At 61.5% G+C, this 24,288-nt stretch carries 20 protein-coding genes; 9 read left to right on the top strand and 11 right to left on the bottom strand.

Annotated features, from left to right (window positions below; translation table 11 throughout):
* Positions 1-20: 20 nt before the first annotated feature.
* The 7 genes from M5B99_RS22155 to pcaR form a co-directional block, all read right to left on the bottom strand.
* Complete coding sequence (locus M5B99_RS22155; RefSeq protein WP_248805997.1) at positions 21-920, bottom strand: polysaccharide deacetylase family protein; 900 nt, start codon at positions 918-920, stop codon at positions 21-23.
* A gap of 130 nt (positions 921-1,050) precedes the next feature.
* Complete coding sequence (gene pcaD, locus M5B99_RS22160; RefSeq protein ID WP_248805998.1) at positions 1,051-1,845, bottom strand: 3-oxoadipate enol-lactonase; 795 nt, start codon at positions 1,843-1,845, stop codon at positions 1,051-1,053.
* 84 nt (positions 1,846-1,929) lie between these two features.
* Positions 1,930-3,225: an MFS family transporter gene (locus M5B99_RS22165; protein WP_248805999.1), complete on the bottom strand. Its 1,296-nt coding sequence runs from the start codon at positions 3,223-3,225 to the stop codon at positions 1,930-1,932.
* Between the two features lie 128 nt (positions 3,226-3,353).
* The gene (gene pcaF, locus M5B99_RS22170; RefSeq protein WP_248806000.1) at positions 3,354-4,559 is read right to left on the bottom strand and encodes a 3-oxoadipyl-CoA thiolase; all 1,206 of its coding nucleotides are present in this window, start codon (positions 4,557-4,559) and stop codon (positions 3,354-3,356) included.
* Positions 4,556-5,335, bottom strand: coding sequence for a CoA-transferase subunit beta (locus M5B99_RS22175; protein WP_248806001.1), 780 nt, complete (start codon positions 5,333-5,335; stop codon positions 4,556-4,558). The genes pcaF and M5B99_RS22175 overlap by 4 nt, the downstream gene beginning before the upstream one ends.
* The gene (locus M5B99_RS22180; RefSeq protein WP_248806002.1) at positions 5,335-6,192 is read right to left on the bottom strand and encodes a CoA transferase subunit A; all 858 of its coding nucleotides are present in this window, start codon (positions 6,190-6,192) and stop codon (positions 5,335-5,337) included. The genes M5B99_RS22175 and M5B99_RS22180 overlap by 1 nt, the downstream gene beginning before the upstream one ends.
* Before the next feature lie 193 nt (positions 6,193-6,385).
* Positions 6,386-7,228 (bottom strand): pca regulon transcriptional regulator PcaR, encoded by an 843-nt coding sequence (pcaR, locus tag M5B99_RS22185; RefSeq protein WP_248806004.1) that lies wholly within the window; start codon positions 7,226-7,228, stop codon positions 6,386-6,388.
* Between the two features lie 619 nt (positions 7,229-7,847).
* Here pcaR and M5B99_RS22190 point away from each other — a divergent pair.
* Positions 7,848-8,048 carry a hypothetical protein gene (locus tag M5B99_RS22190; protein ID WP_040064907.1) on the top strand — a complete coding sequence of 67 codons (201 nt, stop codon included), beginning with the start codon at positions 7,848-7,850 and terminating at the stop codon, positions 8,046-8,048.
* 215 nt (positions 8,049-8,263) lie between these two features.
* Positions 8,264-9,739 (top strand): inorganic phosphate transporter, encoded by a 1,476-nt coding sequence (locus M5B99_RS22195; RefSeq protein ID WP_248806005.1) that lies wholly within the window; start codon positions 8,264-8,266, stop codon positions 9,737-9,739.
* Between the two features lie 180 nt (positions 9,740-9,919).
* Here M5B99_RS22195 and ccoM read toward each other — a convergent pair whose 3' ends face one another.
* Together ccoM and M5B99_RS22200 are read right to left on the bottom strand one after the other, a co-directional pair.
* Positions 9,920-10,036 carry a cytochrome c oxidase subunit CcoM gene (gene ccoM / locus M5B99_RS30065; protein ID WP_017127681.1) on the bottom strand — a complete coding sequence of 39 codons (117 nt, stop codon included), beginning with the start codon at positions 10,034-10,036 and terminating at the stop codon, positions 9,920-9,922.
* A gap of 144 nt (positions 10,037-10,180) precedes the next feature.
* Entirely contained in the window at positions 10,181-10,342 is a 162-nt protein-coding gene (locus M5B99_RS22200) for a hypothetical protein (protein ID WP_248806006.1), read from the bottom strand.
* A 188-nt stretch (positions 10,343-10,530) separates the two neighbouring features.
* On the opposite strand from M5B99_RS22200, the gene M5B99_RS22205 reads away from it, so the two are divergent.
* The 3 genes from M5B99_RS22205 (at position 10,531) to M5B99_RS22215 (ending at position 13,195) form a co-directional block, all read left to right on the top strand.
* Positions 10,531-11,409 carry a LysR substrate-binding domain-containing protein gene (locus tag M5B99_RS22205; RefSeq protein ID WP_248806007.1) on the top strand — a complete coding sequence of 293 codons (879 nt, stop codon included), beginning with the start codon at positions 10,531-10,533 and terminating at the stop codon, positions 11,407-11,409.
* Positions 11,410-11,498: 89 nt separating this feature from the next.
* Entirely contained in the window at positions 11,499-11,969 is a 471-nt protein-coding gene (locus M5B99_RS22210) for a RidA family protein (RefSeq protein ID WP_248806008.1), read from the top strand.
* Positions 11,966-13,195 carry an aminotransferase class V-fold PLP-dependent enzyme gene (locus tag M5B99_RS22215; protein ID WP_248806009.1) on the top strand — a complete coding sequence of 410 codons (1,230 nt, stop codon included), beginning with the start codon at positions 11,966-11,968 and terminating at the stop codon, positions 13,193-13,195. Before M5B99_RS22210 ends, M5B99_RS22215 begins: the two co-directional genes overlap by 4 nt.
* Here the strand turns inward: M5B99_RS22215 and M5B99_RS22220 are convergent.
* Entirely contained in the window at positions 13,165-13,506 is a 342-nt protein-coding gene (locus M5B99_RS22220; RefSeq protein ID WP_248794528.1) for an aspartate-semialdehyde dehydrogenase, read from the bottom strand. The genes M5B99_RS22215 and M5B99_RS22220 overlap by 31 nt on opposite strands.
* A 246-nt stretch (positions 13,507-13,752) precedes the next feature.
* Here M5B99_RS22220 and rapA point away from each other — a divergent pair, with 246 nt between their 5' ends.
* Positions 13,753-16,599, top strand: coding sequence for an RNA polymerase-associated protein RapA (gene rapA / locus M5B99_RS22225; protein ID WP_248806010.1), 2,847 nt, complete (start codon positions 13,753-13,755; stop codon positions 16,597-16,599).
* Between the two features lie 809 nt (positions 16,600-17,408).
* Here the strand turns inward: rapA and M5B99_RS22230 are convergent.
* Complete coding sequence (locus M5B99_RS22230; protein WP_248806011.1) at positions 17,409-18,755, bottom strand: spinster family MFS transporter; 1,347 nt, start codon at positions 18,753-18,755, stop codon at positions 17,409-17,411.
* A gap of 264 nt (positions 18,756-19,019) precedes the next feature.
* On the opposite strand from M5B99_RS22230, the gene M5B99_RS22235 reads away from it, so the two are divergent.
* The 3 genes from M5B99_RS22235 to M5B99_RS22245 all read left to right on the top strand — a co-directional run bounded on the left by M5B99_RS22235 (position 19,020) and on the right by M5B99_RS22245 (position 24,094).
* Entirely contained in the window at positions 19,020-19,388 is a 369-nt protein-coding gene (locus M5B99_RS22235; RefSeq protein WP_248806012.1) for a YkgJ family cysteine cluster protein, read from the top strand.
* Between the two features lie 125 nt (positions 19,389-19,513).
* Complete coding sequence (locus tag M5B99_RS22240; RefSeq protein WP_248806013.1) at positions 19,514-21,721, top strand: putative bifunctional diguanylate cyclase/phosphodiesterase; 2,208 nt, start codon at positions 19,514-19,516, stop codon at positions 21,719-21,721.
* A gap of 198 nt (positions 21,722-21,919) precedes the next feature.
* A complete protein-coding gene (locus tag M5B99_RS22245; RefSeq protein ID WP_248806014.1) occupies positions 21,920-24,094 on the top strand; it encodes a hypothetical protein in 2,175 nt (724 codons plus the stop codon).
* Positions 24,095-24,288: the final 194 nt, after the last annotated feature.

Genomic DNA, 24,288 nt, shown 5'->3' on the forward strand with positions numbered 1-24,288 from the left:
CCTGGACAACTCTGCTCGCGCTAGTGCGAATCACCGTCCCACCACCAATTCCAGAACCCCGGCAGGTGCACAGGCACGGAACTGTCATGCACCGTGCGCGCCATGATCGCTCGCAGCAAGGCCGAGCTATCGGTATAGAAAGGCTGCTCGGCCGTCCGCACACCGGTGTCACGGGCGCAGTCCATCAGGATCTGCAGGTATTCCTGCATATGCCGGGCGGTGTAGCGATTGAGGTCGTGAAAGGTCACTACCACCGGAATCACCCCATCGACCACTGGCATTTCGCCACGAGCGATCTGCTCGCGGACTTCGGCCAGGTGCTTGAGCAGGTTGGCCCGCCGCTGCGGGCTGGCGGTGATCCCCCAGACCTTACCGTCGTTGGCACTCAGGTCGGTCAACAACACGTGCAGGCCATGCCGCTGGTAGGCGGCGAAGGTGCGCTTGTCGTAGTTCCAGAACGGCGGGCGCAGGATCGTCGGCGGCGCACCGGTGATCGCCGCAATGTCGGCACTGCCATCGTTGAGCGACTGCTCCAGTTCTTCCGGGCTCAAAGAGCGGTGATTGGTGTGCGAGGGGGTCGCGGTATGAAAGCCGAGGATATGCCCTTCGGCATGCTCGCGATGCATCAGCGCACGCCCGATATCGCTGTTACCCGCACGGGTGGCACGGGTCTGGACGAAAAATATCGCCTTGATCCCAGGCTCGATCGGGTTGTGCGCCAAGTCATCGAGCACCGAGGCCGTCGGGTTCCAGAAACTCGAGGCGTTGGGACCGTCATCGAAGGTCAGCAGAAAACGGATCGGCGGCTGCGAGCGCAGGGCTTGTTCGGTTTGTGGGGTCAGGGGCATCGGCGGACCGATGCAACCGGCAAGGCTCGTGGCGATCACAAGGCCTGACAGCAATGCAGCAAACGACTTCATGGAATTGGGCGGGTCCGGATCAAGGCAATGGCAGAAGGGCCATCGCCCTTATCAGAGCACAACATCCGGGAAGGCGTTCAGGCCGTAGTGAAAGTTTCATCTAAAAGAGAAGGATTTCACTCGGAACACGTCACCCCTTGGCGGACAGGAAGTCCACTACCCGCTGGCTGAAGCCGTCGCCGGCCTCCACGTTGGACAGATGCGCGGCATGGAACTCGGCGTATTCAGCACCTTCGACGTGCTGCTGGATAAAGATCCCGCCCGAAGGCGGCGTCACCGCATCCTCGGTGCCGGAAATCACCAGCAGCGGCAGCTGGATCTGCGCCAATTGATCGCGAAAATCCGCATCGCGCACCGCACAGCAGTTGGCCGCATAACCCTCGGGCGAGGTGGCGGCGAGCATCTCGGTGATCGGCTTGACCCGATCCGGGTGTGCCTCGACAAACGCCGGGGTGAACCAGCGTGAGACTGCCCCGTCGCGCAGGGCCAGCATTGCTGCCTGCCCCCCCGTCGAAACGGCTTCGATCCGAGAATCCCAGCCGGCCGCATCGCCGATCTTCGCCGCCGTATTGCAAACAATCAGCCGATGCAGGCGATGGCCGGCGTTGATCCCCAGCCACTGGCCGATCAGCCCCCCCATGGACAGGCCGCAGAAATGCGCCCGCTCGATCCGCAGCGCGTCGAGCAACGCCAGGACGTCAAGCCCCAGTTGCTCGATGCTGTAAGGTCCCGGCGTGACCAGCGAACGACCATGGCCGCGGGTGTCGTAGCGCAAAACCCGAAAGTGCTCGGCAAACGCCGGCATCTGGGTGTCCCACATCCCCAATTCAGTCCCCAGCGAGTTGGACAGCACCAGCACCGGAGCCTCGGCGGGACCTTCAAGCTGGTAATGCAGTTCACCCTCGGCAAGTCGTACGAACCCCACGTTCATCTCCTTCAAGTAAAAAACCAATGTATTGCCCGCTGATTGCTCGGGTCATGCGCGCCCATAAAAAGGCGCGCGAACCACTCAATGATCGTGGTGCAGATAGGCCGCTTCTTTCGGCAGGCGCAGGCTGAACAGAAAGGCGACGACCATCATCGCCGTCACATACCAGTAGAAGACGTTTTCCATCCCCACCGACTTCAGGTTCAGGGCCACGTATTCCGCCGAGCCGCCGAAGAGCGCATTCGCCACCGCATAGGCCAGGCCCACGCCCAGTGCGCGAACCTGGACCGGGAACATCTCGGCTTTGACCAGGCCACTGATAGAGGTATAGAAACTGACGATCGCCAGTGCCAGGGTGATCAGCACAAAGGCCAGAAACGGACTGGTCACGGTTTTCAGGGTCAGCAGGATCGGTACGGTACACAAGGTCCCGAGGGCGCCGAACCAGAGCATGCTGTTACGCCGGCCGATACGGTCCGAGAGCAAGCCGAACAACGGCTGCATGCACATATAGAGGAAGAGCACGGCGGTCATGATGAAACTGGCAGTCTTGGCCGTCATGCCGGCGGTGTTCACCAGGTACTTCTGCATGTACGTGGTGAAGGTGTAGAAAATCAGCGAGCCGCCGGCGGTGTAGCCGAGCACGGTAATGAAGGCTGCCTTGTGATCGCGGAACAACGCCCGAATGCTGCCGGCATCCTTGTCCTGGCGGGTTTCCTTGCTGGTGGTTTCCTTCAGGGCGCGACGCAGCAACAGCGAGATCAACGCCGCGATGGCGCCGATCACAAACGGAATCCGCCAGCCCCAGGCCTTGAGTTCCGGTTCACTGAGGAACTGCTGCAGGATCACCAGGACCAACACCGCCAGCAACTGACCGCCGATCAAGGTCACGTACTGGAACGAAGCGAAGAAGCCACGCTGGCCGCGCAAGGCCACCTCACTCATATAGGTGGCGGTGGTGCCGTATTCGCCGCCCACCGACAGCCCCTGGAACAGCCGCGCTACCAGCAGCAGAAACGGCGCCCAGGCACCGATGGCCGCGTAGGTCGGCAGGAAAGCGATGACCAGCGAGCCGCCGCACATCATCAGCACCGAGATCATCATCGAGTTCTTGCGGCCATGTTTGTCGGCCACGCGGCCGAACAGCCAGCCACCGATGGGCCGCATCAGAAAGCCGGCGGCGAACACCCCGGCGGTATTGAGCAACTGCGCCGTAGGGTCGCCGGAGGGAAAAAACGCCGGGGCGAAGTAGATCGCGCAGAAGGCGTAGACGTAGAAGTCGAACCACTCGACCAGATTGCCGGAAGAAGCACCGACAATCGCAAAAATCCTTTTGTTACGTTCTTCGGGGGTGTACGGCATCGTTGTTGTTGTCATGTTTCATCACTCGAAGGAGGTAAGTTGCAGTTTAGACATACTTTGCAACAGACCTGCTTTGCAAGAACAATCGCCCGAATGACCGTGCGTGGCAGTCATACGGGCGCCTGTTTTGTTGCCAGTGGCGCTCAGATCCGCTCAATCGCCAACGCCAGTCCCTGGCCGACGCCGACGCACATGGTCGCCAGCCCCTTGCGGCCACCGCTCTTTTCCAACTGATGGAGTGCGGTCAGCACCAGGCGTGCGCCGCTCATGCCCAGCGGATGCCCCAAAGCAATGGCGCCGCCGTTCGGGTTGACCTGCGGCGCATCGTCAGCGATGCCCAGTTCACGCAGCACCGCCAGGCCCTGGCTGGCAAAGGCTTCGTTCAGTTCGATCACGTCGAAGTCGCTGACGGCCAGCCCCAGGCGCTCGGTCAACTTGCGCACCGCCGGTACCGGACCGATCCCCATGACCCGGGGCGCAACGCCCGCGCTGGCCATGCCAAGCACCCGCGCACGGGCTGTCAGGCCATGCTTTTTCACCGCTTCGGCAGACGCCAGGATCAGCGCGGCGGCGCCATCATTGACACCGGATGCATTGCCGGCGGTGACGGTCTGGTCCGGGCCGTTGACGGGCTTGAGCCGGGACAGGGTCTCCAGCGTCGTATCCGCTCGAGGATGCTCATCATGCTCGACCACGGTCTCGCCTTTCTTGTGGGCGATACGCACCGGCACGATTTCTTCATTGAAGAAACCGGCGGCCTGGGCGGCAGCCGTGCGCTGCTGGCTGCGCAGGGCAAAAGCATCCTGGTCGGCGCGGGAGACCTGATAGTCGTGCGCGACGTTGTCAGCGGTCTGTGGCATCGCATCGACACCATATTGCGCCTTCATCAGCGGGTTGATAAAGCGCCAGCCGATGGTGGTATCTTCCAGTTTCATACTGCGCGAGAACGCCGCGTCCGCCTTGCCCATCACGAAGGGCGCCCGGGACATCGACTCGACGCCGCCGGCAATCGCCAGCTCCATCTCGCCACTGGCGATGGCGCGGAACGCGGTACCGATGGCGTCCATGCCCGAGGCGCAGAGGCGATTGAGGGTCACGCCGGGCACCGTCTCCGGCAAGCCTGCCAGCAACAGTGCCATGCGCGCGACGTTGCGATTGTCCTCGCCGGCCTGGTTGGCGCAGCCGAGAAACACCTCATCGACCTCGCCCCAGTTCACCGACGGGTTCCGCGCCATCAGCGCCTTGATCGGGATCGCCGCCAGGTCGTCGGCGCGCACACCGGCCAGACCGCCGCCGAAGCGACCGATGGGAGTACGAATGGCGTCACAGATAAAGACATCGCGCATCATGCTTCTCCGGGGGTTTGGCCATGGGCCGCGGCGGTGCGGGCTTCGAGGTCGCGCAAGGCGTTCAGTTCGGTCTCGCTGGGAACATCGCTGACCGCGACCTGATCGGCAAAGCGCACGGCCCAGCCGGTGGCGGCGATCACTTGTTCGCGGGTCACCCCCGGGTGCAATGCAGTCACCACGAACTCGTGGCTGGGGGCTTGCGGCTCCATGATGCACAGGTCGGTGATGATCCCCACCGGTCCCGCACCCGGCAGGCCCAGGCGTTTGCGCGAGTCGCCGCCTTCACCGTGACCGACCGAGGTGATGAAGTCCAGCTTGTCGACGAAGGAACGTGCTGACTGCTTGAGGATGATCAGCACACTTTTCGCCGAGCCGGCGATTTCCGGCGCGCCACCGGCACCAGGCAAACGGACCTTGGGCGAGAAATAGTCGCCGACCACCGTGGTGTTGATATTGCCGAAACGGTCGACCTGGGCCGCGCCGAGAAAGCCGACATCAATGCGCCCGCCTTGTAGCCAGTAGCGGAAGATCTCGCCGGTCGGCACCACCGTATCGGCGGTTTCCGCCAGTTCGCCGTCACCGATGGACAGCGGCAGTACGCTGGGCTTGGCGCCAATCGGACCCGACTCGTAGATCAGCACCACGTCCGGCGACGAGGTCAGGCGTGCCAGGTTGGCGGCCTTGGACGGCAGGCCGATGCCGACGAAGCAGACCGAGCCGTTCTTCAGGCAGCGGGCAGCGGCCACCGTCATCATTTCGTTGGTGGTGTAGGTCATTACTTAACCTCCGAAGCGTGGGCCAGTTTGCTCTGGAACTCGGCGAAGTTCGCGGTGCCATGGATGTACTCGTCGATCCAGGCGGTAAAGGTTGCACGGTCGCGGGCGATCGGGTCCCAGGCCTGGTAGAAACGGTTGTCACGCTCGGTATAACCATGGGCGTAGGACGGGTGGGCACCGCCGGGGACATGGCACACGGCACTCAGGGCCCAGGTCGGCAAGACGCAGGCGTTCATCGGCGCCTGCAGGTCGTCGACGATTTCCTCGACGGTGACGATGCAACGTTTGGCCGCCAGGGCCGCTTCCTTCTGCACGCCGAGAATCCCCCAGAGCAGCACATTGCCCTTGCGGTCGGCTTTCTGGGCATGGATCACGGTGATATCAGGGCGTACCGAAGGTACGGCGGCCAGCACTTCACCGGTGAACGGACAGGTGACCGTCTTGATCAGCGGATTGACCTTCGGCAGGTCGGAGCCGGCGTAGGCCCGCAGGACCGCGAACGGCAAGCCGGAGGCACCGGCCACATAAGCGTTGGCCAGGTCGGCATGGCTGTGCTCTTCGATTTCCAGCGGATGCGGCCAGTGCTTCTCGACGGCATCGCGCAGGCGGTGCAACGAACCCACACCAGGATTACCCCCCCAGGAGAAGATCAGCTTGCGGGCGCAACCGGCACCGATGAGCTGGTCATAGACCAGGTCGGGTGTCATGCGCACCAGCGTCAGGTTTTTCTTGCCCTGACGAATGATTTCATGACCCGCCGCCATCGGAATCAGATGGGTGAAGCCTTCGAGCGCGACGGTATCGCCGTCGTTGACGAACTGCTTCACCGCGTCATGCAGCGAAAGGATTTCAGCCATGGGTGCAGACTCCCGGTTTCAACATACCTGAGGGGTGGCGCGAGGTTCAGCGCCGTGATGAGCTCAGGGTAAGCCGGGGTTCGGCGCTCAAACAATCCGATAATCGATTAACTGTTCGATAATCGAACGAATTGTTTGCAAGCTACCGTTTATCCTTCAAAGGCTTCATTTGGGAAAACGCCGCCTCCTGTACTCAGGAAAACAACTGCGCACTCAGCTCGCGACTGGCCTTGAGCATGCTCGGCAGAAAACGTTGCTCCAACTCGCTGCAGCTGACACGCCCGGCATGAGCACTGACGTTCAGCGCCGCCAGCACTTGCCCGGAAGCGTCGTAGACCGGCACGGCAATCGAGCGCAAACCTTGCTCCAGTTCCTGATCGACGATGCACCAGCCCTGCCGACGAACCTGTTGCAGGCATTCGAGCAGGGCCTCGGGGGTATGCAGGGTCCGGCTGGTCTTGGCCTGCAGGTCGGCGTGCTCGAGATATTCGTGCAAGGAAGCATCGTCCAGCGCCGCCAGGAGGATTCGGCCCATCGACGTGCAATAGGCCGGCAGGCGGCCACCCACCGATAGATCGACTGAGATCAGCCGCCGGGTGGTGGCGGAACGGGCGATGTAGAGGATGTCGTCGCCCTCCAGGGTCGCCATGTTGCAGGCTTCGTGCAACTGCTCGCTCATACGGTCCAGATAGGGCTGCGCCGACACCGCCAGGGGCGTGGACGACAGATAGGCGTGCCCCAGGGTCAACACCTTGGGCAGCAGCGAATAGGTCCGTCCGTCGGTGGTGGCGTAACCGAGCTTGATCAAGGTATGCAGGCAACGTCGCACCGCCGCCCGCGGAATTTCCGTGCGGTGGCTGATCTGTGCAATGGTCAGGTGCCGCTTGCGCTCCTGGAACGCCTGGACTACCGCCAGGCCACGGGCCAGCGAAGTCATGAAGTCGGGGTCACCGGTAAACGCCTGGATACGCTTGGCCGGCGAGGCCACGATGGGCGGAGCCACGGAGGTGAAGGCGTCACGCAGTTGGTCGTTCATTACAAATTCCTTGTCTGCCGCGGAGGCCCATTACAGGCCGGGCCCGGCGGATAGACAAGCCGGGGCCACTCAACTTTGTGCGATTATCGAACCAATGGCCGATAATCGCAATTGACCCTGATCGCCGCAGCTTATACCTTGGACGCGCCGCCGCGGCTTTCCCGGGATACTGGTCAGGTACCCACCGGGAAGATTGCGTCGGTCCGGCCTCACCCACGAAGTGAGGCCGTTTTTTTTCCCCTGGCGCTCATGCGCAAGGCGTCGAGCAGGACATTGAACAGCGGCGCGTCAACAGATCCGGGATTGTACTTGCAAGTATCGGGCTTATTGCACTGCAACTTGAATTGATAACTGTCGTCAAAAAACAGGCAGCGCTTACCTCGTCCTTAAGTTACAGTTAAAAACTCCTACATCACAAAACTCATCAACAAAGTTGACGAATTCCCTTATCTTCGCGATAGTGTCAGTCAAACCGACCGCTATAATACCCTGGACGACCTCAAGGCCGTCCGGCCCGACAAGGGTTCCGACTCTCAGCGCTCAAGCCCGGGATTGAACGTCTCATCAGGGCGGTTGTGTTTAATGGAACACAATAACTCAACTCAAATTAGGTAGTACTGTGACGAAAGACGAACTGCGCGCGGAACTTGAGCGCCAGGAACAACGTTACAAGGATGTTTACGGCGGGGCTGTCACCACCTACGCCGCGCAACCCGATCCGGAACGCAAACCCTGGCGCAAACGAGCCAGTCTTCTGGACCAGGCCTTTACCCAGGAACTGCAAAAGATGGAAAAGGAACTCAAGGCCGAAGAGCCTTAGGCTTATCGGCATTGGACCTCGCAGGGCCTCGCCCTTCGCCGCCAGGCCTTTCCTACCCGGACAATGCCTGGCCCGCCGGACACCAAGACTTGCGCCATCCGCATGTCAATCGTCGGTCCTGACCACCCACTCAGGTCAAATGGTGTCAGGCAGGCCCTCACCTGAAAGTTTTCTGGCATAATCGCGCCCCCTTATGACCGGGTCAGAAAACCTTCATGATCGATTTATTCAGCGGACTGGATGCCTGGGTGCTTGTGAGCCTGGTGCTCGCCCTGGCCTTTGTCCTCAGCTTCGAGTTCATCAACGGCTTTCATGACACCGCTAACGCGGTGGCCACCGTTATCTACACCAAAGCCATGCCACCTCATCTGGCGGTGTTCTTTTCCGGTGTGTTCAACTTCCTCGGCGTGCTGCTGGGCGGGGTCGGCGTCGCCTATGCAATCGTCCACCTGCTGCCGGTCGAGCTGCTGATCAACGTCAACACCGGACATGGCCTGGCCATGGTGTTTTCACTGCTGGCGGCAGCCATCGCCTGGAACCTGGGCACCTGGTACTTCGGTATCCCGGCCTCCAGTTCCCACACCCTGATCGGCTCGATCCTCGGTGTCGGCCTGGCCAATGCCCTGCTCAATGGCATTCCCGTGAGCGAAGGGGTGAACTGGCAAAAGGCGGTCGATATCGGCGCCTCGCTGATCTTCTCGCCGATTGCCGGCTTGCTGGTGGCGGGCCTGATACTGGTCGGCCTGAAATGGTGGCGTCCGCAGTCCAAGATGCACAAAACCCCGGAACAGCGGCGCAAGATCGACGACAAGAAGCACCCGCCGTTCTGGAACCGCCTGGTGCTAGTGATCTCCGCCATGGCCGTGAGTTTCGTGCACGGCTCCAACGATGGCCAGAAAGGCATCGGCCTGATCATGCTGGTGCTCATCGGTATCGTCCCGGCGCAGTTCGTCCTCGACCTGAGCACCACCACGTATCAGATCGAGCGCACCCGCGACGCGACCCTGCACCTGAGCCAGTTCTATCAGCGTAACAACGCAACCCTGAGCGAATTCCTCGCCCTGGGCAAGAACGTAGCCGACGACCTGCCGGGCAAGTTCCGCTGCAATCCGCAACGGACCGAAGCGAACATCAACGCCCTGATGAGCAATCTCACGGGCGTGACCGACTACCATTCGCTGTCGCCGGACAAGCGCATTGAAGTGCGTCGCGACCTGCTCTGCCTGGATGATACCGCCAAGCAAGTCAGCAAGTTGCCGGGCCTGGACTCTCGTGAAAAGTCTGACCTGGAGAAACTGCGCAAGGACCTGACCACTACCACCGAATACGCACCGTTCTGGGTGATCATGGCGGTGGCGCTGGCCCTGGGGCTGGGCACCATGATCGGGTGGAAGCGGGTGGTCATGACCATCGGCGAGAAGATCGGCAAGCAGGGCATGACCTATGCCCAGGGCATGTCGGCGCAAATCACCACCGCCGGCTTGATCGCCCTGGCGAACATCGTCGCCCTGCCCGTCTCGACCACCCATGTGTTGTCGTCGGGTGTGGCCGGGACCATGATTGCCAGCAAGAGCGGCCTGCAAGGCAGCACCATCAAGACCATCCTGCTGGCCTGGCTGCTGACCCTGCCAATGACCATCGGCTTGTCCGCCTGTCTGTTCTGGCTGGCGACAAAGGTACTCGGCAGCTGATTCCGGACGGGTAACGAAAAAAGGTGCGCTCCTGTCGGGACCGCACCTTTTTTATTTCCAAGTATGACTGGGAACCACGATCCAATACCTGTTCCAACGCCGGCAATCTCTGAAAAAACAGCAAAAAAAAGGGCGACCGAAGTCGCCCAAAATGCCTTGCGTGCTCGTTCCCTGGAAGCTCTACGGTTTTTTCCGTTTATGTGAGTCTTTCCAGATAAAAAATCCAAAACCGGCGAAGAACATCACCATGAGGCCTACAGTCAGCACTCCGGCGATCACCACGTTATCGAAGAACATGATTGGCCTCCTGCACTTGCCTTGTTGCGATGGAGCTAAGTTAGCCCAGCAGGCACAGTGAAAAATTGACCAAGGTCAATGCCGCCCAAGGCAGGGCGCGGGAGAAGGGGAATAACTGATCCATATCAAGAATCAGTGGGGGTATCAGCGTTTTTTCGGCTTGTTCTTCGGTTTTTTCTTGCCCTTGCCCAACGGCAGGGCTTGCTCGAATGCCTGGCGAACTTCATTCAGGCGTTTTTCATTGAGGTCATGGACACGCTTGGCCCGTTCGGTATTAAGGTCGATCAACTTGTCATCTTGGTTCATGGTCAGATTACATCGCTATCCGTCGAATTCTATCAAAGAGCCCCTATCGGCAACCTTCAACACGCGCTATGGGCTAATAATGCGGGCAAGTCAGCCGGTTATCCAGACCTCAGGCTCAACAAGGCCTGGGCAGTCCCGCGCTTTCCCAGCACAATCCCTGACCTGACCCAATGCAAAGGAGAGCCGAAGTGGCGTTGCACCAGGATCTGCCGCCGTTGATGGCCCTACGCGCCTTCGAGGCCGTGGCCCGCCACCTGAGCTTTATCAAGGCCGCCGATGAGCTGTGCGTCAGTCAAAGCGCGATCAGCCACCAGGTGCAGAAACTCGAGCAGCATCTGCAGAGACAGCTGTTTATCCGACGTACTCGCGCCATTGATCTCACAGAGGATGGCGACCAGTACTACCAGCAAATCCGCCCGGCCCTGGAGCAGATCGCCCAGGCCACCCGCCAGCTCAGCTTGCCCCGACCAAACCAGGTGCTGCGCATTGGCCTATTGGCCTCCTTCGCCACCCTCTGGTTGGCCTCGCGCCTGACCGATTTCGGCCTTCGCCACCCGCAGATCAGGGTCGAGCTGAAACCCACGATCCAACTGGCCGATGTGGCCGGCGCCGAGGTGGACCTGGCGATCCGCTATGGCAAAGGTGGCTGGCCCCATGTCAACGCCGTACGCTTGATGGGCGAACGCCTCTTTCCGGTCTGTAGCCCGGCCTTCAAGGCGGCGGGCATCGAGCACGGCCCATTGCTCATGTCACAGGCACCGCAACCATTCGAATGGATCGACTGGTCCCGCCACTATCGTCTCGACGTTCAGCACTACCCCCGCGTCATGCTCCACGACTACAACATCGTGGTCGAAGCGGCCATCGCCGGGCAAGGTATCGCCATGGGGCGCCAGCGCCTGATCGAACGCCGCCTCAAGGAGGGTGTACTGGTGAATGCCTTCGACCAGCCAGCCTTTGAAAGCGCGATCGGCTACTGGCTGGTCAAACCGAACAATACATCGAGCCCCGCCGCGGAATGCTTCTGCGAGTGGCTGCTGGAGCAGTGCAGCGCCGCCGACACATGAGTTATCTGGATACGTCGGATTGAATCTATGCGTTTGTCGATCTACCGCCGGCCCAGCATGCTCAAGCCTCTTTCCCGGAGGTTTGCCCAATGAATCATTCCCTGTCCGACCGAGTGGCCCAGCTGGACCTGACCCTGCCGCAACCGGGGCAGCCGATCGCCAACTATGTGAACTACGTCGTCAGCCAGAACCAGCTGTTCATTTCCGGACAGATTCCCCTGCGAGACGGCAAGCCGGCCTTTGTCGGACGCCTGGGCGACAGCCTGGACGAAGTCCAAGGCGCGCAGGCCGCGGAACTTGCCGCGCTCGGCCTGCTGGCGCAACTGGGCCACGCCCTTGACGATGATCTGTCGCGCCTGGTGCGGATCGTCCGCCTGGGTGTCTTTGTCGCCAGCAGCGCCGACTTCCAGCGCCAGGGAGTCGTGGCCAACGGCGCTTCCAATCTGCTGGTCAATGCCCTCGGCGACAAGGGCCGCCATGCACGTACCGCCATCGGTGTCGCCAGCCTGCCCAGCGGTGTTGCCGTGGAAATCGATGCGATTTTCGAGCTGCACCCATGAATGTTCCACTGGCTGAGGAAATCCTCCAACTGCGCGCCGCCACGCCCGGCTGCGCCCGGATGATCCATTTCAATCACGCCGGCGCCTCCCTGCCCAGCCAGGCCACGCTGGACGCCATCAGCGCGCAACTACAGCGCGAAGCGACAATCGGCCCCATGGAAGCCGCCATCGAAGGGACCAGATTGCAGGAAGAGGCGCGCCACTGGGCGGCCCGACTGCTCGGCACCGACAGCGCCGCCATCGCCTTTACCAGTAGCGGCTCGGCGGCCTGGGGCATGGCATTCAACGCCCTGGGGGGCTGGCACGCGGGCGATCGGATCCTGGTGGGACGGCATGAATGGGGCGGCAACCTGGCCTGCATGACTCAAGCCCTGCAGTCCGGTGCCCGGCTCGAGGTGATCCCCTGTGACGAGAGCGGCGCGGTGTCGGTGGCCGCCCTGGAGCGGATGCTCGATTCACGCGTGAAGCTGATCGCCCTGACCTGGCTGCCGGCTAACGGTGGCCTGATCAACCCGGCCCGCGCCATCGGCGAAGTGGCGCGGCGACATGGCATTGCCTACTTCATCGATGCCGGACAAGCACTGGGCCAACTGCCCTGCGATGTCCAGGCCCTGGGCTGCGATGTGCTCAAGGGCGCCGCCCGCAAGTTCCTCCGCGGTCCGAGGGGAACCGCACTGCTGTATATACGCCCGGAATTCCTGGCACGACTCAGGCCGGCCCAACTCGATGTGCTCTCGGCACCCTGGGACGGTCACACCTTCACCCTACGCAACGATGCCCGCCGCTTTGAAACCAGCGAAGTCTCCCTGGCGCTACTGGCTGGACTGGCGAATGCGCTGAAAGAAGCCGTGGAGCTGGGGATCGAGCACATCTACCAGCGAATCCAGGCATTGAGCCAGCCACTGCGCCAGGCACTGGGGCAGATCAGCGGCCTGGCGCTGTGCGACCTGGGCCTGCCCGGACAACAATCAGGGCTGATTGCGTTCACGCTGGAAGGTTGGGACGTTTTTGAATTGAAACAGCGGCTGGCCGAAAGCGGCATCAACCTGGGGGCCAATGGCACCGCTTATACGCCGCTGGACATGCAGGTTCGGGGTCTGTCGGCCATTGCACGGATCGCCATCAGCCATCTCAATACCGTGGAGGAAATCGACACCTTGCTCCAGGCCCTGCGAGCACTGGCCAGCGAGCGCCGTCAGACCTCGACGTCCACCAGCAGTCCCTGACGCGGCTGATCTTCCATCAGCGCCACCACCGGTACGGTGTTGTCGGCATTCAACTCATCGCCCGGGACGGCCAGGTGCAACTCAGGGTCGTCATCGGCTTCGCGGCGGCGCTGTTGCTGTTCCTGCTGGCGCCGCTGTTCTTCGCGCAGCAACCAGCCGGCCTCGTCCGGGTCACGCTTTTGCAGGTCGATGGTGCTCTCATTGGAGCTTTGTTGCACCGGCACCACGGGGGGAATGTCCGGTCGCGGTCGAATCGGATCCGTCTGGGACGTGATCGGTACGACACTCAAGGGCAGTATCGGTGGCAGCATGATGGCATTCTCCTGTCGTCAGGCTGTCGGCGGCGTGCTCGGCGACTTGAGCCCAGGATGGTCAAACTGTGACCGGATTAACAGACAAAGGTGCCCGAGATGCCGATGAGCTACCCTTTCTTTCAGGTCTTGCACCTACTAAAGGCGGGATGCTCGCTAAAAGCGCGGTATTTGTGAGCTTCTTTTAGCCTGAAAGCGTCGATTCCGTTAACATAGTCGGCTTTTTCAAGGCGGGAGTCAGGCAGCATGGCGCAGCAGTATCAACCGGGGCAACGCTGGATCAGTGACAGCGAAGCGGAGTTGGGTTTAGGCACCGTTCTGGCACAGGACGGCCGCTTGTTGACCGTGCTCTACCCGGCCACTGGCGACACCCGCCAGTATGCGCTACGGAATGCGCCCCTGACCCGCGTGAGGTTCTCGCCGGGCGACACCATCACCCACTTCGAAGGTTGGAAGATGACCGTGCGGGAAGTCGACGATGTCGACGGATTGCTGGTCTATCACGGCCTCAACACACAGAACGAAGCCGTCACGCTGCCGGAAACCCAGCTGTCGAACTTCATCCAGTTCCGCCTGGCCAGCGACCGCCTGTTCGCCGGGCAGATCGACCCGCTGGCCTGGTTCTCGCTGCGCTACCACACCCTGGAACACACCAGCCGCCAGTTGCAATCCTCGCTTTGGGGCCTGGGTGGCGTGCGCGCGCAACCGATCGCCCACCAGTTGCACATTGCCCGGGAAGTGGCCGACCGCATCGCACCACGGGTCTTGCTGGCCGACGAAGTAGGCCTGGGCAAGACCATCGAAGCCGGCCTGGTGATCCATCGCCAGTTGCTCTCGGGCCGCGCCAACCGCGTGCTGATCCTGGTGCCGGAGAACCTGCAGCACCAGTGGCTGGTGGAAATGCGCCGGCGTTTCAACCTGCAGGTCGCGCTGTTCGACGCCGAACGTTTTATCGAGAGCGATGCCAGCAACCCGTTCGAAGACACCCAGTTGGCCCTGGTGGCCCTGGAGTGGCTGGTGGAAGACGAGAAGGCCCAGGATGCGCTGTTCGCCGCCGGCTGGGACCTGCTGGTGGTCGACGAAGCCCACCACCTGGTCTGGCACGAAGACCAGGTCAGCCCGCAATACGCTCTGGTCGAACAACTGGCCGAGACCATTCCCGGCGTCCTGCTGCTGACCGCGACCCCGGAACAACTGGGCCAGGACAGCCACTTCGCCCGTCTGCGCCTGCTCGACCCGAACCGCTTCCATGACCTCAAGGCCTTCCGCGCCGAGAGCGAGAACTATCGCCCGGTGGCCGAAGCCGTCCAGGAACTGCTGGACAAAGGCCGTCTGTCGCCTGCCGCGCACAAGACCATCCTGGGTTTCCTCGGTGACGAAGGCGAGGCCCTGCTGGCCGCCGTCAACGCTGGCGACAGCGATGCCAGCGCCCGTCTGGTGCGCGAGCTGCTCGACCGCCACGGTACCGGCCGCGTGCTGTTCCGCAACACCCGCGCCGCCGTGCAAGGTTTCCCGGAGCGCAAGCTGCACGCCTACCCGCTGCCGTGCCCGGACGAATACCTCGAACTGCCGTTGGGCGAACACGCCGAGCTGTACCCGGAAGTCAGCTTCCAGGCCCAGCCGGACACCGACGACGAAGCCCGCTGGTGGCGCTTCGACCCGCGCGTCGAGTGGTTGATCGACCAGTTGAAAATGCTCAAGCGCACCAAGGTCCTGGTGATCTGCGCCCATGCCGAAACCGCCATGGATCTGGAAGATGCCCTGCGCGTGCGCTCCGGCATTCCGGCCACGGTGTTCCACGAGGGCATGAATATCCTCGAACGCGACCGCGCCGCCGCCTACTTCGCCGACGAAGAGTTCGGCGCCCAGGTGCTGATCTGCTCGGAAATCGGCAGTGAAGGTCGCAACTTCCAGTTCTCCCACCACCTGGTGCTGTTCGACCTGCCGTCCCACCCGGACCTGCTGGAGCAGCGCATCGGCCGTCTCGACCGGATCGGCCAGAAACACGTGATCGAACTGCACGTGCCGTACCTGCAGACCAGCCCGCAAGAGCGTCTGTTCCAGTGGTACCACGAAGCGCTGAACGCCTTCCTCAACACCTGCCCGACCGGTAACGCCCTGCAGCAGCAGTTCGGCCCACGCCTGCTGCCATTGCTGGAAAACGCCGATGACGGCCAGTGGCAAGCGCTGATCGACGAAGCCCGCGGCGAGCGCGAGCGCCTGGAAGCCGAGCTGCACACCGGTCGCGACCGTCTGCTGGAACTCAACTCCGGTGGCGCCGGCGAAGGTGACGCGTTGGTCGAGGCAATCCATGAGCAGGACGACCAGTTCGCCCTGCCTATCTATATGGAAACCCTGTTCGACGCCTTCGGCATCGACAGCGAAGACCATTCGGAAAACGCCCTGATCCTCAAGCCGAGCGAGAAGATGCTCGACGCCAGCTTCCCGCTGGGCGACGACGAAGGCGTGACCATCACCTATGACCGCAACCAGGCGCTGTCGCGCGAAGACATGCAGTTCATTACCTGGGAACACCCGATGGTGCAGGGCGGTATGGATCTTGTGCTGTCCGGCTCGATGGGCAACACCGCCGTGGCGCTGATCAAGAACAAGGCGCTCAAGCCCGGCACCGTACTGCTGGAGCTGCTCTATGTCAGCGAAGTGGTCGCGCCGCGCTCGCTGCAACTGGGCCGCTACCTGCCGCCGGCGGCGTTGCGCTGCCTGCTGGATGCCAATGGCAACGACCTGTCGACCCGGGTGGCGTTCGAAACCTTGAACGATCAGTTGGAAAGCGTGCCACGGGCCAGCGCCAACAAGTTCATCCAGGCCCAGCGCGACAGCCTGACGCCGAAGATCAACGCCGGTGAAGCCAAGATCGCACCGCGTCACGCCGAACGCGTGGCCGAGGCTCAACGGCGCCTGGCGGCGGATACCGATGAAGAGCTGGCGCGCCTGACGGCGTTGCAGGCGGTCAATCCGAGCGTGCGTGACAGCGAACTGGCGGCGTTGCGTCAACAACGTGAACAGGGCCTGGCCATGCTGGAAAAAGCCGCACTGCGCCTCGAAGCGATTCGGGTGTTGGTGGCGGGTTGATCTAACCCGTCGCTGTGGGAGTCGGCGCTCTTGAGGGCCCTTTCGCGGGCAAGCTCCGCTCCCACAGTTTTAGGCCGTACACAAAACAGAAGAACGCCCCCGATACTGTGGGGGTCGGCGCTCTTGAGGGCCCTTTCGCGGGCAAGCTCCGCTCCCACAGTTTTTAGGCCGTACACAAAACAGAAGAACGCCCCCGATACTGTGGGAGTCGGCGCTCTTAAGGGCCCTTTCGCGGGCAAGCTCCGCTCCCACAGTTTTAGGCCATACACAAAACAGAAGAACGCCCCCGATACTGTGGGGGTCGGCGCTCTCGAGGGCCCTTTCGCGGGTAAGCTCCGCTCCCACAGTTTTTAGGCCGTACACAAAACAGAAGAACGCCCCCGATACTGTGGGGGTCGGCGCTCTCGAGGGCCCTTTCGCGGGCAAGCTCCGCTCCCACGGTTTTAGGCCATACACAAAACAGAAGAACGCCCCCGATACTGTGGGAGTCGGTGCTCTCGAGGGCCCTTTCGCGGGCAAGCTCCGCTCCCACAGTTTTAGGCCGTACACAAAACAGAAGAACGCCCCCGATACTGTGGGAGTCGGTGCTCTTGAGGGCCCTTTCGCGGGCAAGCTCCGCTCCCACAGTTTTAGGCCGTACACAAAACAGAAGAACGCCCCCGATACTGTGGGAGTCGGCGCTCTTGAGGGCCCTTTCGCGGGCAAGCTCCGCTCCCACAGTTTTAGGCCGTACACAAAACAGAAGAACGCCCCCGATACTGTGGGAGCGGAGCTTGCCCGCGAAGGGCGCGACTCGGTCTACCTGAATATCAGGCGGTCACAGGCGCCACACCCGGTGCATCCGCGGCCATCCCTTCGCGCATACGCTGCGCATCCTTGCTGAAACACCGCGCCGCCTGGAACAGAAACGCCAGCGTCAACAACAAGGCTCCCGGAATCAGGTACATCGCATCATGCAGCCCGACAGCCTTGAAGACCTCGCTCATCTGCTCGGCCCCCGCCGCCAGCATCGCCGCATGGGCAAAGTGATCGGACAGCAAACCGACCACCACCGGCCCCAAACCACCGCCCAACAGATATAATCCGGCAAAGTACACGGCCATCGCCGTCGCCCGCAGCCGCGGCTCGACCACGTCTTGGATGGCCGTATAAACACAGGTATAGAAGTTGTAGGCAAACAGCCAACCGACACTGAACACCGCCACGAACACACCGATCTCGATGCGCCCGGCATGCAGCGCCCAACCGGTGGTCAGCGTCGAGATCACCAGGCTCACCGCGGCGAACAACAGCCGGCCATTGGCAATACGCTGGTGCAGCTTGTCCGCGACCCAACCGCCCAACGTCAACCCGACCAACCCGGTGACCCCGACAATCAAACCGGTCGCCACCGCGGCTTCCTGCAAGGGCATAAGGAAATAACGCTGCAACATCGGCACCAGAAACGAGTTGCAGGCGTAGGTGGCGAAGTTGAAGGTCAGCCCGGCCAGCACCAGCCAGAGAAACGTCGGGATCGCCATCAGGCGGCGCACCGGACGGTCGACCTTCTCCTGGGACACCTTCACCGTTTCCGCCGCGCCGCGCTTGGGCTCCTTGATAAAGAACATAAACCCCGCCAGCAGCAACCCTGGTACCGCCGCGATAAAGAACGGCGCGCGCCAGCTGTCGAAAGCCTTGACCATGGCCCCGGTGGTGAAGAACGCCAGCACCAGCCCCAGCGGCAAGCCCAGCATGAAGATGCCCATGGCCCGCGCCCGGCGGTGCGCCGGGAACAGATCGCCGATCAGCGAGTTGGCGGCTGGCGCATAAGCGGCCTCGCCGATACCGACGCCCATGCGCACCAGCAGGAAGGTCGCGAAACTGCCCACCAGGCCGTTCGCGGCCGTCAGCCCACTCCAGACCGCCAGGCCCCAGCCCATCAGTTTGCTGCGCGAGCCGTTGTCGGCCATCCGCCCCAGGGGCAGGCCGGCAATGGCATAGACAATGGTGAACGCAGTGCCGATGATGCCGATCTGGAAGTCGCTCAGATGCCACTCCATGCGGATCGGCTCGATGATGATCGCAGGCAGGGTGCGGTCGTAGAAGTTGAAGAGGTTGGCGAGGAACAACAGGAACAGAATGCGCCAGGCATTCGCCGCTTGGGTCGAGTTCTGCATGGGGTCCGTCTCTTTTATTGTTATAGGGGCCTGCCCGCCAGACGCGTTGAGCCCGGAGCCCTCAATCTAGTGAGCGGCGCCCGGGCTGTCTGCCACCATTCGTGGCGCTGATACCCGGCAATGCCCTGCGCGCCCTGCCCCGGTGCCTTATTGCCGCGGACCGGGATGCCGGCAAAGATGATGCCAAAAAAATACCTTCCAAAGCCCGGGCCGAAGCCTAGAATAGCCACCGTTCTCCTCCCCCCACTTTCTCCGTGACCTTCCATGCCCGACGCTAATCCGTGTCTGAATTGTGGTGCCTGCTGTGCGTATTTCCGCGTGTCTTTCTATTGGGGAGAATGCGCCTCGGCCGGTGGCCTGGTGCCCGACGAACTGGTCACCCAGGTCGGCGTCAACCATGTGGCCATGCTCGGCACCGAAAGCCGCGCCCCGCGCTGCACCGCCCTTGAGGGCAAAGTCGGCGAGCAGGTCAGTTGCTCGATCTACCACCAACGCTCGAGCACCTGCCGGGAGTTCGAGGCTTCATGGGTCGACGGCGTGCACAACGAGTACTGCGACAAGGCCCGGGCTGCGGCCGGACTGCCACCACTGGAGCCGGAACAGGCCGGTTTTTTAGTCCCCATCGCTATTTAGGTCATTCCCAAATCATTGGCATCACTGTGCCATGCCCCCTTGCAGCCTGAAGTCAGCCTCTATACTGCAACGCATTGGTCGGTGCCGGGCGCACCGGTAGTCCAAGGCGTCAAGTGGGGCATGCTATGGAATGGCTGGGTTTGCATTTTGTTAACGAGCTTCCCGAGACCGAGCAGCTTCTGCTCAATTGCAGCCACAATCCGTTGCTGGTCCTGCTGGCTTATCTGGTCGCCTGCGCGGCGTCTTTTGCCATGCTGGACATGGCCGAGCGTGTCGGCCATGCGGAAAAACCTTCGCAACAGCGGGTCTGGCGCTGGGTCGGCACCTGCTGCCTGGCCGGCGGCATCTGGGCCATGCATTTCATCGGCATGCTGGCGTTCCAGGCGCCCATCGACATTCAATACGACCTGCCGACCACCCTCTCGTCACTGCTGATCGCCCTGTTGGCGTCCTTCCTGGCCCTGCACACCCTGGGGTATGCCGAGCTACGCCCCTCGCAGTACCTGCGCGCCGCGCTGTTCATGGGGTTGGGCATCGCGACCATGCACTATGTCGGCATGTCGGCATTGCAATCGCCCGCGGTTCAGTACTACAACCCGGGTCTGGTCGGCCTTTCTGTCCTGGTGGCCGTTGGCGCCAGCCTCGCGGCCCTGATCTTGTCCCGGCGCTTTCGCACCGGCAGCGGGATCTTTCACCAACTGCTCAAATACACTGCCAGCCTGGTGATGGGCGCCGGAATCTTCAGCACCCATTTTATCGGGATGTGGTCGTTGCACCTGATGCTGCCGGCGGGCAGTGCCTTGCCCGCCCCAGCGGACAACAATCACCTGCAATTGGGCCTGACCATCGCCCTGATCGCCCTGTTGATCATCGGCAGCAGCATCAGCGCGGCCCTGGCTGACAAGAAACTGCAAAACAAGGAACACGACTTGCGACGGGTCAATGCCCTGCTCAGCCAGCTGGACCAGGCGCGCCTGTCACTGGCGCAAGTGGCCCACTACGACGCCCTGACCAACCTGATCAACCGCCGCGGCTTCAACCAGCTCTTCGCCGAAAGGCTGATGGAGCGCAGCACCAGCGGCGGCATGCTGGCGGTGATGTTCCTCGATATCGACCACTTCAAGCGGATCAACGACAGCCTCGGCCACGATGCCGGCGACGAACTGCTCAAGGTCATCGCCGGGCATATCAAGAGCGCGACCCGCAGTCACGACGATGTGGTGGCACGCTTTGGCGGCGATGAATTCTGCATCCTCATCGGCCTGCACAACCGTGATGAAGCCCGGCACATGGCCCAACGCATCATGCTGAAAATGAAGGACCCCATCGAACTGGCCGGCCGACGTATGGTCATGACCACCAGCATCGGCATCAGCGTGTTTCCCGATGACGGCAAATCCTGCGAGGAACTGCTGAAAAACGCCGACCTGGCGCTCTATCAGTCCAAGGGCGCGGGGCGCAACAGCCTGCACTTCTTCAGTTCCAACCTGAGAACCCGCGCCACCCTGGAGCTGCAACTCGAGGAAGAATTGCGTCATGCCCTGTGTGACGGCAGCGGCCTGGCCCTGTACTACCAACCGATATACGACCTCAAGAGCGGCCAGGTCGCCAAACTCGAAGCCCTGGTGCGCTGGCAGCACCCCCATCATGGACTGCTCTCGCCCGACCGTTTCATCAGCATCGCCGAAGCCAACGGAATGATCGCCGAACTCGATAGCTGGGTCATGCGCAAAGCCTGCGAGGACCTGGCCTGGCTCTCAGAGCACGGCTACGACGAATTGAAGATCGCGGTGAACTGCTCGGCCCTGAACCTGGCACGGGAAGAACTGGCCGATGAAATCGAAAGTATCCTGCGCGGCGCCGGCATGCCACCCCACCGCCTGGAGCTGGAGGTCACCGAGAATGCCCTGATGGGCAACATCTCCAGCACCCTGCAACTGTTGCGGCAGATCCGCAGCCTCGGCGTGTCACTGTCCATCGACGATTTTGGCAGCGGCTATTCGTCCCTGGCCTACCTCAAGCGCCTGCCTCTCAACACCCTGAAGATCGATCGCTCGTTCATCCTCGACGTTCCCAAATCGACCCAGGACATGGAAATCGTCCAGGCGATCATCGTCATGGCCCACACCCTGCACCTGCAAGTGGTCACCGAAGGCGTCGAAACCCAACAGCAATACGAGTTCCTCGCGCAGTACAACTGCGACTATATCCAAGGCTACCTGCTCAGCCGACCGACTCCACTCGAGGAGCTGTTGCCGGTGCTGCGCCAAGTCAACCAGCGCCGGCAATTCCCCAGCACCGCGTTCAACCCGCTGATAGTCCAAAATTCATAAAAAGTTCCCCGTCAATTAAAGAACGCCAATTTCTGGCCGATCCCTCGGTATTGGAAACAAGGATCCCCCCCTAGGGGAGCCTAGGGATAAACCCTATCGCTCAAGCCAATATCGCGAGGTACAGTCGCGATCTCTCATTCCGTGATGGCGCGTTGATATCCTTTCGACGACCGAACCAGACCAGGCAAATGGCGCACAATGACCTCTAAAAATATTCCAGCCAACGCAGTATCCGATCTGACATTGCCAACGGTCGCGGAAAAACCCTACAAGGCCTATTCCACTCCCCGTCCGCTGTCGACCCAGCAGTATCTGTACTTCACCGAAACCAACACCGACCGCATCCTTGACAACCTCGACGGCCTGCGCGACCTGGTGTTCCCCCGTTCAGCCCATGCCGAAGGCGAAAGCGAGGCACGCCGCGACCAGGAATTCCCGTCCGTGTGTCTGATCGGCCTGGGTCGTTGCGGCTCGAACATTGCTCTGGACGTCGCGGAACTGGTGTACAACGCGCGCAAGTTCTACCTCAACGAGTTCAACAACGACGATAAGGTCAGCGACAAGGGCTATCGTCCCGCGCAATGGATCCGCAACAACCTGCGCCTGGTGCAGAACAAATCCGCCAAGCCGGTGTTCCTGGTAGAACCGCTGGTGATGCTCGGCGACCTGGACAAGGACATCGCCGGGCGCATCCGTTTCTCGCGCAAGGGTGAAAAAAGCGGCTTTATCCGCGACTACAGCAAGATGAAGATCATGGACCTGTCGGAAGTCCATGCCGGTGGCGCGGGCAACGCGCCGATCCTTGGCCAGTACCTGGCCAAGATCATCCTGAACAAGGACACCCAGCGCTTCTCCAGCCCCGACTGGAAGATGATCCACTCGTACCTGATCGACTCCTGCGGGATCAAGGCCAACCAGTCGCGCCTGTACTTCTCGATCTTCAGTGCCGGCGGCGGCACCGGCTCAGGCATGGCCTCGGAATTCGGCCTGGCCCAGCAATACTCCTACATGAACAAGACCTTCGACACCAAGCCGGCCGACGAGCACGACAGCAAGAGCGGCCACTCCTTCGTGTTCGAGCCAATCTTCACCAGTGGTATCTGCGTACTGCCGAACATTTCCGACCACCGCAGTGAAATGTCCGAAGCGTTGCACATCAACGCCGGTCGCCTGCTCTGCAAGTACCTGTCCGAAGAATGGGACTTCTCTTACAACTTCGACAATGAGGACAGCAGTGAAGCCAGCGTCATGGGCCGCATTCGCCCGTGGAACGCAATGATGCTGATCTCCAACGACATCATGCGCTACGCCGAAGAAAGCGATGACGGCAACATCCAGAACATTGATGTCAATGCCATGGAGAAGCACGCCAACCAGTACATCTCCCAGCAGATTTTCAACATCCTGACCGCCCAGGCAGTGACCACGGACTACGACCAGAACTATTTCCGGCGTGCCGGCATCGACATCGGCGAGACCATTCGCCTGGATGCCAACGACCTGTTTATGAGTCTGGCCGGCCCGGTAGCCATTGCCTACGCCGAATCCGTGGTACCGGAACAGCCGACGCCCAGCGGCGACAAGTTCAAAGTGTTCGAGAAAGAGCCTCAGCGGCTGAATATCGACGACCTGTTCTTCCGTTCCATCGACCTGCCGCACTTCAACAAAGTGACCCAGGCCATCGAAGGCATCAGCCTCCTGCCGATCGAGTCCAAGCGCTATCGCGCGGCCCTCGACCAGTACAAGACCTCGGGCTACGACGCGGCGGCGCTGCACGACCTGCACTTTTTCAAGAACTGCTCGTCGGTGGTCTCGATCGTCTCCCTGCCCAAGGACTACAAACTGTCCTACATGGACCTGAACCGGCTCAAGACTCACCTCAACAGCCTGTTCCCCAATACCACGCTCAAGCGTTACGCCCTGGTGATCGGCGCGTCGGCAAACCTGTCGCTGACCACCCTGATCGCCAAGAGCCCGTGCCTGTCGGACGACTTCCTGACGTTGATCGTGGCCTTTATCAAGCGTTGCTTTGCGCGCAACCCGTACCGCTTCGACGATACGCTGGACAACTCGATGCTGGACTTCATCACCCGCGATGAGTTCGACGAAGACAGCCTTGATGAATTGCTCAATGAATTCGAAAACCCGGCGAAAATCCTCGACACCAACTGGTACGCGATCAAGCCGATGTACGAGAAGAAGTACCGCGAGCTGATCAACGACAAGGAAAAGTTCGTCTCGATCAACGATATCCGCCTGTCCCGCGACTGCGTGAAGAAGGCGATCAAGTACCTGCGCGAGATTTATCGTCACCGCATCGGCAAGACCAAGGTCATTTCGCTGAACAACCACACCGGCAAGACCGAGTACTGAGCATGATCTTGTGGGAGCCGGCTTGCCGGCGATGGCGGTGGTGAATATCACATCGCAATCGCCGGCAGCCGGCTCCTACAGGACGGCGTCGTATCCGGGAGAATCCGCAATGCCCGAAAGACTGTAGATTTTCTCCACGGGCAAACTGCCATTACTGCGCAACGCGGTTACTGACCTACACACCGCCCGGCTAT

This window comes from Pseudomonas sp. MWU13-2100 (assembly GCF_023242365.1).
In the GTDB taxonomy this organism is placed as follows: Bacteria; Pseudomonadota; Gammaproteobacteria; order Pseudomonadales; family Pseudomonadaceae; genus Aquipseudomonas.